The sequence below is a fragment of the Pseudonocardia nantongensis genome (assembly GCF_046546495.1).
Classification (GTDB): domain Bacteria; phylum Actinomycetota; class Actinomycetes; order Mycobacteriales; family Pseudonocardiaceae; genus Pseudonocardia; species Pseudonocardia nantongensis.
In genome coordinates this window covers 90,442-99,442 of the sequence record NZ_JBKGXT010000020.1, presented here as the reverse complement: position 1 = coordinate 99,442, position 9,001 = coordinate 90,442, and the positions used below count along the sequence as shown (strand labels likewise).

The 9,001-nt window shown below is 73.4% G+C and carries 9 protein-coding genes; 6 read left to right on the top strand and 3 right to left on the bottom strand.

Annotation, left to right across the window (positions count from 1 at the left end; all coding sequences use genetic code 11):
• Window positions 1–306 precede the first annotated feature (306 nt).
• Entirely contained in the window at window positions 307–1,050 is a 744-nt protein-coding gene (locus ACLFMI_RS21000) for an ANTAR domain-containing protein (RefSeq protein ID WP_410949631.1), read from the top strand.
• On the opposite strand, the gene ACLFMI_RS20995 is transcribed toward ACLFMI_RS21000, so the two are convergent.
• A complete protein-coding gene (locus tag ACLFMI_RS20995; protein ID WP_410949630.1) occupies window positions 1,047–1,826 on the bottom strand; it encodes an isocitrate lyase/PEP mutase family protein in 780 nt (259 codons plus the stop codon). The two genes, ACLFMI_RS21000 and ACLFMI_RS20995, sit on opposite strands and share 4 nt — an antisense overlap.
• A gap of 114 nt (window positions 1,827–1,940) precedes the next feature.
• On the opposite strand from ACLFMI_RS20995, the gene ACLFMI_RS20990 reads away from it, so the two are divergent.
• From ACLFMI_RS20990 to ACLFMI_RS20975, 4 genes are all read left to right on the top strand, one after another.
• Window positions 1,941–2,354: a hypothetical protein gene (locus ACLFMI_RS20990; RefSeq protein ID WP_410949629.1), complete on the top strand. Its 414-nt coding sequence runs from the start codon at window positions 1,941–1,943 to the stop codon at window positions 2,352–2,354.
• 65 nt (window positions 2,355–2,419) lie between these two features.
• The gene (locus ACLFMI_RS20985; RefSeq protein ID WP_410949628.1) at window positions 2,420–3,121 is read left to right on the top strand and encodes an SDR family NAD(P)-dependent oxidoreductase; all 702 of its coding nucleotides are present in this window, start codon (window positions 2,420–2,422) and stop codon (window positions 3,119–3,121) included.
• A gap of 43 nt (window positions 3,122–3,164) precedes the next feature.
• Window positions 3,165–3,911 carry an SDR family oxidoreductase gene (locus ACLFMI_RS20980; protein WP_410949627.1) on the top strand — a complete coding sequence of 249 codons (747 nt, stop codon included), beginning with the start codon at window positions 3,165–3,167 and terminating at the stop codon, window positions 3,909–3,911.
• A gap of 104 nt (window positions 3,912–4,015) precedes the next feature.
• A complete protein-coding gene (locus ACLFMI_RS20975; RefSeq protein WP_410949626.1) occupies window positions 4,016–4,411 on the top strand; it encodes a VOC family protein in 396 nt (131 codons plus the stop codon).
• A gap of 6 nt (window positions 4,412–4,417) precedes the next feature.
• On the opposite strand, the gene ACLFMI_RS20970 is transcribed toward ACLFMI_RS20975, so the two are convergent.
• Window positions 4,418–6,028 carry a peptide chain release factor 3 gene (locus tag ACLFMI_RS20970; RefSeq protein WP_410949625.1) on the bottom strand — a complete coding sequence of 537 codons (1,611 nt, stop codon included), beginning with the start codon at window positions 6,026–6,028 and terminating at the stop codon, window positions 4,418–4,420.
• 68 nt (window positions 6,029–6,096) lie between these two features.
• Window positions 6,097–6,489 (bottom strand): ankyrin repeat domain-containing protein, encoded by a 393-nt coding sequence (locus ACLFMI_RS20965; RefSeq protein WP_410949624.1) that lies wholly within the window; start codon window positions 6,487–6,489, stop codon window positions 6,097–6,099.
• A gap of 71 nt (window positions 6,490–6,560) precedes the next feature.
• Between ACLFMI_RS20965 and ligA the strand changes: the two genes are divergently transcribed.
• Entirely contained in the window at window positions 6,561–8,918 is a 2,358-nt protein-coding gene (gene ligA, locus ACLFMI_RS20960; RefSeq protein WP_410949623.1) for an NAD-dependent DNA ligase LigA, read from the top strand.
• Window positions 8,919–9,001: the final 83 nt, after the last annotated feature.

Genomic DNA, 9,001 nt, shown 5'->3' with positions numbered 1-9,001 from the left:
GCGACGCCGGCGCCGGTGAGTCCTGCCGCGCGCAGGAAACGGCGCCGATCCATCGGGTTCTCGGCGGAGCGCTCGATCGAGTCGTTCAGGAACTTCTTGGTGAAACCGGGGAACACGAGTACTCCTCGTGCCGGGGCTCGTCGGGCGGCCGGGTCCGGGGCCGCCGGGGGACGAGCCGTCACTGAGGTGGCGACGACCGCCCCTCTGCTCCACTCAACGACACGCCGTACCGATCAGACATTGCTCCTTTCGGGTGGCATGGCGGAGGAGTGAACCGCGTCGTCATGGCAGCCGAACATCCCGCTGATGCGAGAACCAGCGACGGCGGGCATCGCGCCCGCGCTGCTCGACCTGAGCGTCGCGCCGCCCGGTCCGGGGGCGCCCCGCCGGGTCCTCGACGGGCTCGTCGACAGCACGTCCCGGCTGCTCGGCCTGCCCGCCGGCGCCGCCCTGATCGACGACGCCGGGGCCGTGCACGGCGTGACGGCCGCCGCCCCGGACGGTCTGCGGGACGCGCTCGCCGCCGGCTTCGGCCAGGGCCCGGGCGGGGACTGTGCGCGGAGCGGTCGCCCGATCCACTGCGACGACCTGAGCACCGTGCGGCCGCGCTGGCTCTCGTTCGTGGCGAAGGCGTCCGCAGCCGGAGTGTCCGGGGCGTGGGCGCTGCCGGTGCGCCGGGACGGCGACATGTTCGGCGCGCTGGTGCTGCTCGGCCCCTCCGGCACGACCCGGCCCGACCTGGGGACCGCGGGGTCGCTCGCCGAGGCCGCCGCGATCGCCGTGCGGCACGCCCGCTCGCTGCGCCTGGCCGAGGACGAGACCGAGCACCTGCGCGTCGCCCTGCGCAGCCGGGTCGTCATCGAGCAGGCGAAGGGCGCCCTGGCGCTGCACGCGGGTGTCGGCGTCGACGCGGCGTTCGACGCGCTGCGCGGGCACGCACGCCGGCGGGGCAGCCCGCTCGCCGAGATCGCCCGCGGCGTGGTCGACGGCGACCTGGATCCCGGCGCGGTGCTCCCGCCGCGGGAGCGCCGCGCCGCGAGCGGAGGTTAGTTCAACTTGCGGGTGTCGCCGGGCAGGCCGCCGCCGTGGTGGACGTCCTCGGCCAGCTTCGCCAGCGCGGTGAGAGCGACGTTCTGGCTCCACGGCCCGTAGGACACCCGGGCGACGCCGAGCTGCTGCGCGGTCTTCAGCGGGATCGACCCCGGGATGCCGATCAGGTTGACCTTCCGCTCGCCGAGGGCCTCGACCAGGCGTCCGACCTGGGTCTCGTCCAGCTTGCCGGGCACGAAGACGTTCGACGCCCCGGCGTCCAGGTAGGCCCGGCCACGCTCGATCGCGTCCGCCAGCACGGCCTCGGGGTCCCGGTCGCCGGCCCGGAGGAAGGCGTCGGTGCGGGCGTTCAGCACGAAGTCGACGCCGGCCCTCTCGCCCGCCGCGACGACCGCCTCGACGGCCGCCACGGACTCGGCGAGCGGCTTCATCTGGTCCTCGAGGTTGCAGCCGACGATCCCGGCGTCGATGGCCCGGGCCACCATGCCGCCCGGGTCGCCGTAGCCGGCCTCGAGATCCGCGGTCACCGGGAGGTCTCCGGCCGTCCGGGCGATCAGCCCGACCGCGGCGATCATCTCGTCGCGCGGGATGTTCTCCCCGTCGTCGTAGCCGTGCGCGGCGGCGATGCCGTGACTGGCCGTCGCGAGTGCCGTCGTCCCGGGGGTCTCGGCGACCACCTTCGCGGTGATCGCGTCCCACACGTTCACCACGAGCAGCAGCTCCGGCGCCGCGTGCAGCTCCTGCAGGGTCCTGGCCTTGTCGGCGGTGGAGGTCATGGGAGCACCGTAGGGCGGCCGGACGGTCGGGGCGCCGGCCGCGGTGTACCCACAAGTGAGGATCTCCGGCACTGCTGCGGGCGGCCGGGGTCCGCGCCCGGCGATGCTGGTGTGGTGGTCCGTATCCGTCCCGGTGTCTCCGGCCTCCCGTTGCCGTGCCGCGACCCCGGTGCGTCGGCGCTGGTCCTGGGTGGGATCGGCGCGCTGCTGGTCGTCGCGGCGACCGTCCTCACCGTGACGACGCGGTTCACGGTGAGCGGGCTCGTACTCGCGTCGACCGGGGTGGTGTTCGCCCTTGCGGGGCTGGCGCTCGGCACGACCGGGGCGATGCGCGGGTATCCGCGCGCGAGCCGGCTCGCGATCTCCGGTGCCGGGCTCGCAGTCGTCGGGCTGGCGGGGGGACTGGTGTGGATCGCCGCCTTCATCCTGACGACGATCACCGGGCCGCCGGTGGACCCCGGCTTCGCGCCGGTGGGGCCGGTGACCTCGCCGGCCTGCGCGACCGGCACCTGCCCCGGATCGCCCTGACCGACCGGCGTCGCGACTGAGCGACTCAGGATGCGGAGTGCGCCCGGGAACGGGACGATCACCCCGTGTCCGGACGACTCGGGGGGAAGCGGGTGCTCGTCACCCACGCCGACCGCTACATCGGGCCCCCGGTGGTGGACCTGTTCCGCCGCGAGGGCGCCGACGTGGTCGCGGACGAGACCGACTGCACGACGGGCCCGGAGGTGGCCGGCGAGGTGGTGGCCGCGGCCGGCGCCGTCGACGTGCTCGTCGCGAACTTCGCCGGGCCGCACCGGCGGATGCCGGTCACGAGCATGATCGGCGACGTCACGGCGTTCGCCGACGAGGAGTTCCAGGACTACCTCGACGAGCTGGTCTGGCCGCTGCTGCGGGTGGTGCGCGCGGCGCTCCCGGCGATGATCGAGCGAAGCTCGGGCAAGATCGTCGCGGCGACGAGTGCGACCCCGGAGCGGGCCATCCCGGGGTTGGCCGTCTACTCGGCGGCCCGGGGCGCGCAGAACGCGTTCGTCCAGGTCGCCGGGGCCGAGGCCGCACCGCACAACGTGCAGGTCAACGCGCTCGGACCGGCCCACATCAAGAACAACATGTACTACACCGACGCCATGCTGGCCGACGACGCGGTGCGCGAGTCGTTCGAGTCGCAGATCCCGGCCGGGCGGCTGGGCGAGGGCCGCGAGGCCGCCGAGCTGGCGCTCGCGCTGGCCTCTGGGGCGAGCGATTTCATGGCCGGCCAGGTCGTCCCGGTCTCGGGTGGCTGGGCGACCTGACCGTGACATGAGTCGGTTCCTCCCGGACGGGTAATCGAGTCGCGTGCAACCGATTCCCGACTCCGACGACGCCGAGCAACTCCAGCCGCACGAGGACGAGCACATCCGGCTGCCCGACTGGGGAGGGACCGTGCCGAGCGTGTTCGTTCTGGGAGCAGGCCCCGGGATCGGGGCCGCGGTGTCCCGGCGCTTCGCCGTCGACGGATTCGCCGTCGGGCTGCTCGCTCGGTCGTCGTCGACCGTCGAGCGGATCGCGGCGGAGCTGCCCGGGACCACGGCGACCGCCACGGCGAACGTCGCCGACGAGGACGGCTTGCGTACCGCGCTGGACGAGCTGGTGCACGCGCTCGGCGTGCCCGCCGTGCTCGTCTACAACGCCGGTATTGTCCGGACCGATGGGCCGGGGTCGCTGGACGCGGCCACCCTGCAGGCGACGCACGCGGTCAACGTCGGGGGTGCGCTGACCGCCGCAGCCGCGCTGCTGCCGCGGATGGCCGCCGCCGGCGGCGGCCGCTACCTGCTCACCGCCGGCATGCCCGCGCCGTTGCCGCAGCTGACCAGCCTGTCGCTGGGCAAGGCCGGGCTGCGCGCGCTCGCCGAGCTGCTGGACCGCCACTATGCCGGTGACGGCGTGCGGACCGCGACCGTCACGGTCTGCGGCCCGGTCGCGCCGGGCACCCGTTACGACCCGGACGACATCGCCGACCGGTACGCCGAGCTGCGCGATCGCCCGGACCCGGGCTGGGTCCACGACGTGCGGTTCGGCGATCCGGCCGACGCCGCCGGCTGACCGTGGCCCGGTCGTCGCCGGTTGACCGCCGCGGTGATCGGGAACCCCGCGCATGCACGCCGCGCCATGGGCGCGGCACGATTCGATCCCGACAGGAGACCGCCGTGCCGACCTTCCCCGCGATCCACCACCTGGCCCTCTCGGTCACCGACCTCGACGTCAGCGAGCCCTGGTACACGAGGCTGATCGGAGCCGAGCCGGCGATGACGCTGTCCGACGGGCCGTTCCAGCGGCGGGTGTTCGCGCTGCCGTCCGGCCAGCTGCTCGGCCTGACGCGGCACGACACCGTCGAGGCCGGGGACACGTTCACGCCGTCCCGGCCGGGGATGGACCACGTCGGGTTCGGCGTCGCGGACCGCGCCGAGATCGAGCAGTGGCGCGACCACCTCGACGCGGTCGGCGTCGGCCACTCCGGGGTCGTCGAGGCCGACTACGGCCTGGCCCTGTCGTTCAAGGACCCGGACGGCAACGCGCTGGAGTTCTTCGTGCTCTCCGCCTGAACAGCCTCAGGACACCGACGACCCGGCGGGCATGGCCTCCAGCCGCAGGTCCGGGAACTTGCGCGCGATGATGTCCATCCGCCACTTGTTCGAGAACAGCGCCAGGTACTCGCCGTCGGAGTCGCGGCGCAGCACCTCGCACTCGGACTGCGAGGACAGCAGCTCGACGGCCTCGGGGTCGGTGAGCCGGGCGACCTGGTAGGGCAGCCGGTCCAGGGTCACCGGCGCGCTGAACTCGGTCTCCAGCCGGCCGGTGACGACATCGAACTGCAGCGGCCCGACCGCCGCCAGCACCGGCGCCTGGTCACCGCGCAGGTCCGAGCGCAGGATCTGGATGACCGCCTCGTTGCCGAGCTGCGCGATACCCTTGCGGAACTGCTTGTACTTGCCGGCGTCCCGGGCGCGGACGACCGCGAAGTGCTCCGGCGCGAACGCCGGGATGGTCGGGAACTCGACCGGCCCGGACGCGTAGAGCGTGTCGCCGGGGCGCAGCGCGGTCGCGTTCACCAGGCCCACGATGTCGCCGGGGAACGCCTCCTCCACGGTGCTGCGCTCGTTGCCGAACACCGACTGGGCGTACTTGGTGGCGAACGGCTTTCCGGTGGTGGCGTGGGTGAGCACCATGCCGCGCTCGAACCGGCCCGAGCAGATCCGCAGGAACGCCATCCGGTCCCGGTGCGCCCTGTCCATCCCGGCCTGCACCTTGAACACCAGCCCGGAGGTGGGCGCGTCCAGCGGCCGGTCGTGCCCCTCGGTGTCCGGCCGCGGCGCCGGGGCGGGAGCCAGGTCGACCAGCGAGTCCAGCAACCGGGCGACGCCGATGTTGGACAGCGCCGCCCCGAAGAGCACCGGCGTCGCGATGCCGGCCAGGAAGTCCTTCTCGTCCCAGTCCGCGCCGATCTCGTCGAGCAGGCCCAGCTCGTCCTGCGCGGCCTGCCAGTACTGCGGCTCCTGCGCGGCGATGGTGTCCGCGTCCACCTCGGTGGCGGTGGCCTTGGTCGCGCCGCCGGCCGCTCGGCTGAACGCGGTGTAGGCGCCGGACTCGCGCTCGATCAGGCCCTTGAACTCGCCCGCGATCCCGAGCGGCCAGGTCAGCGGCATCGGCCGCAACCCGATGGTCTGCTCCACCTCGTCCAGCAGCTCGAGGGCCTCGCGGCCGGGCCGGTCCCACTTGTTCACGAAGGTGACGACCGGGACGCCGCGGGAGCGGCAGACGTCGAACAGCTTGAGGGTCTGCGGCTCGAGGCCCTTGGCCGCGTCCAGCAGCATCACCGCCGCGTCGACCGCGGCGAGCACCCGGTAGGTGTCCTCGGAGAAGTCACCGTGGCCCGGCGTGTCCAGCAGGTTGATCACGCAGTCCCGGTAGGCGAACTGCAGCACCGCCGAGGACACCGAGATCCCCCGGGCGCGCTCCATCTCCATCCAGTCGGACGTGACGCCCTTGCGGCCCGACTTGCCGTGCACCGCCCCCGCCGAGTCGATGACCTCGGCGTGCAGCGCGAGGGCCTCGGTGAGGGTGGACTTGCCGGCGTCCGGGTGCGAGATGACGGCGAAGGTGCGCCGGCGCGCGGTCTCGCCGAGTACGCGGGTGGCTCTGGCGTCCTGCGGGGCGGTCACGGTGTCCAGGATAGGTGCGACCCCCGACGGTTTCCGCCACGCCCGTGGTCCGGCTCCGGATCCGCAGCCTACCGGCCGGACGGCGCGTGCCGCTCCAGTACCTCTCGCATGTCCGGGAGGTCGAAGTGCTCGACGGTCGCCCACGCCGACGGGCTGCCGTGGTGCGGGTCGGCGCCGGCCTCGAGCAACGCGGTCACCGACTCGGCCGAGCGGGCGAACAGCGCGGCCGCGATCGCGGTCTGGCCGCGGTCGTTGGTCCGGTTCGGGTCGGCCCCGCGGGCGAGCAGGTCGGCGACGAGCGCGTCGTTGCCGTAGTAGGAGGCCAGGATCAGCAGGGTGTCGCCCTTCGGATCGGTGATCTCCACCGGAACGCCGGCCTCCAGGTAGGCGGTCAGCTCCGACGACCCGTCCCGGGCCAGGTCGAACATCCGGTGCGCGAGTTCCACCGTGGCGTCGTCCATGACCGTCACGGTAGGCGCGCGGGACCGTTCCCGCCCGGTCGCTGTCGGGGGTCGCGGCTAACCTCCCCGTCGTGAGTTCCCAGTCCGACCGGCAGGCCCGCGAGCGGCACGCCCAGCTGGCCGCCGAGGTGGCCGACCACCAGTTCCGGTACTACGTGCTGGACTCCCCGGTCGTCTCCGACGGCCAGTTCGACGAGCTGTGGCACGAGCTGCTGGCGCTGGAGGAGGCCCACCCGGACCTGGTGACGCCGGAGTCGCCGACCCAGCAGGTCGGCGGCACGTTCTCCACCGAGTTCACCGCGTACGACCACCTGGAGCGGATGCTCTCGCTGGACAACGCGTTCTCGGCCGAGGACCTGCGTACCTGGCAGGAGCGGGTGACCCGGGAGGCCGGGGAGAACCTGCACTACCTCTGCGAGCTCAAGATCGACGGCCTGGCGGTGAACCTGCTCTACGAGGACGGCACGCTCACCCGCGCGCTGACCCGGGGTGACGGGCGGACCGGCGAGGACATCACGCTCAACATGCGCACCCTGGACGAGGTGCCGGTCACGCTGACCGGGACCGACGAGTTCCCGGTCCCGAAGCTGGTCGAGGTGCGCGGCGAGGTCTACTTCCGGCTGGAGGACTTCGACCGGCTCAACGCCTCGCTGGTCGACGCCGGCAAGGAGCCGTTCGCGAACCCGCGCAACACCGCGGCGGGCTCGCTGCGGCAGAAGAACCCGCGGGTCACCGCCTCGCGCAACCTCAAGCTGATCTGTCACGGGTTCGGCAGGCGGGACGGGTTCACCCCGCGGACCCAGTCCCAGGCCTACGACGCGCTGGTCGCCTGGGGCCTGCCGATCTCCCCGCGGACGAGGGTGTTGCAGGGCATCGACAAGGTAATCGGGTTCGTCGGGCACTGGGGCGAGCAACGGCACGACGTCGAGCACGAGATCGACGGTGTCGTGGTGAAGGTGGACGAGGTCGCGCTGCAGCGCCGGCTCGGCGCCACGTCCCGGTTCCCGCGCTGGGCGATCGCCTACAAGTACCCGCCCGAGCAGGCCACCACCAGGTTGCTCGACATCCAGGTCAACGTGGGCCGCACCGGGCGGGTCACCCCGTTCGCGGTGATGGAGCCGGTCAAGGTGGCCGGGTCGACGGTCGAGATGGCGACCCTGCACAACGCCGACGAGGTCCGCCGTAAGGGCGTGCTGATCGGCGACCGGGTAGTCATCCGCAAGGCCGGCGACGTGATCCCGGAGGTGCTCGGCCCGGTCACCGACGTGCGGGACGGTTCCGAGCGCGCGTTCGTGATGCCCACGCACTGCCCGGAGTGCGGCACCGCGCTGGTACGGCAGAAGGCCGGTGACGTCGACCGGCGCTGCCCGAACGCGCGTTCCTGCCCCGCCCAGCTGCGGGAGCGGCTGTTCCACGTGGCCGGACGCGGCGCGTTCGACATCGAGGGCCTGGGATACGAGGCGGCCGTCGCGCTGCTCACCTCGGAGGTGCTCACCGACGAGGGCGACGTCTTCTCCCTCACCGAGGACGATCTCCTGCGGACCGAGCTGTTCCGCAACCAGAAGGGCGAGCTGACGGTCAACGGCCACAAGCTGCTGACCAACCTGGAGTCCGCGAAGGACCGGCCGCTGTGGCGGGTGCTGGTCGGGCTGTCGATCCGGCACGTCGGGCCGACCGCGGCGCAGGCACTGGGCCGGGAGTTCGGCTCGATGCAGGCGCTGGAGCAGGCGGCGGCGCGGGCCAGGGTGGGGACCGAGGCGGCCGGGGTGGAGATCGTCTCGGACGGGACGGCCGGCGAGGAGGACCCGGTGCCCGGCGTCGGCACCGCGCAGGAGGGTGCCGATGCCGCCGCGCAGGGGGACCGTGACGCCGAGGTGCAGGAGGATGCCGCCGCGCAGGGGGACACCGACGCCGCCGCCGGGGGGGATGCCGACGCCGCGGCGGCCGAGGCCGAGGCCGAGAAGCACGAGAAGGCCGCGGCCCGTGCACGGGCGAAGGCGGTGGCCGAGGCACTGGCCCCGATCGCAGGGGTGGACGGTGTCGGTCCGACGATCGCCGCCGCGGTGCGGGACTGGTTCAGCGTCGACTGGCACTGCGAGGTCGTCGAGAAGTGGCGGGCGTCCGGGGTCCGGATGGAGGACGAGGTCGACGAGTCCGTCCCGCGGTTCCTGGAGGGCATGTCCATCGTGATCACCGGGTCGATGGAGACCTGGTCCCGGGACGAGGCCAAGGAGGCGATCATGGCCCGCGGCGGGCGGGCCGCCGGGTCGGTGTCGAAGAAGACCGCGTTCGTGGTCGCGGGTGAGGCGCCGGGGTCGAAGTACGAGAAGGCGGTCGAGCTCGGCGTCCCGGTGTTGGACGAGGACGGCTTCCGGCTGCTGCTCGAGCGCGGCCCGGACGCGGCGCGGGAGCGGGCCGCGGCCGGGTGAGCCGGATGGGCGCGGCACGCCGCGCGTGACCGTCCGCTCACCGGGTGTGTCCCCGCCCGGCGCTGCCCGCGTGCCGGACGGCG

Bases quoted from the DNA above. Each gene is read 5' to 3' on its own strand.
- ACLFMI_RS21000 (WP_410949631.1), top strand. From the start codon at position 307: ATGCGAGAACCAGCGACGGCGGGCATCGCGCCCGCGCTGCTCGACCTG.
- ACLFMI_RS20995 (WP_410949630.1), bottom strand. From the start codon at position 1,826: ATGACCTCCACCGCCGACAAGGCCAGGACCCTGCAGGAGCTGCACGCG.
- ACLFMI_RS20965 (WP_410949624.1), bottom strand. From the start codon at position 6,489: ATGGACGACGCCACGGTGGAACTCGCGCACCGGATGTTCGACCTGGCC.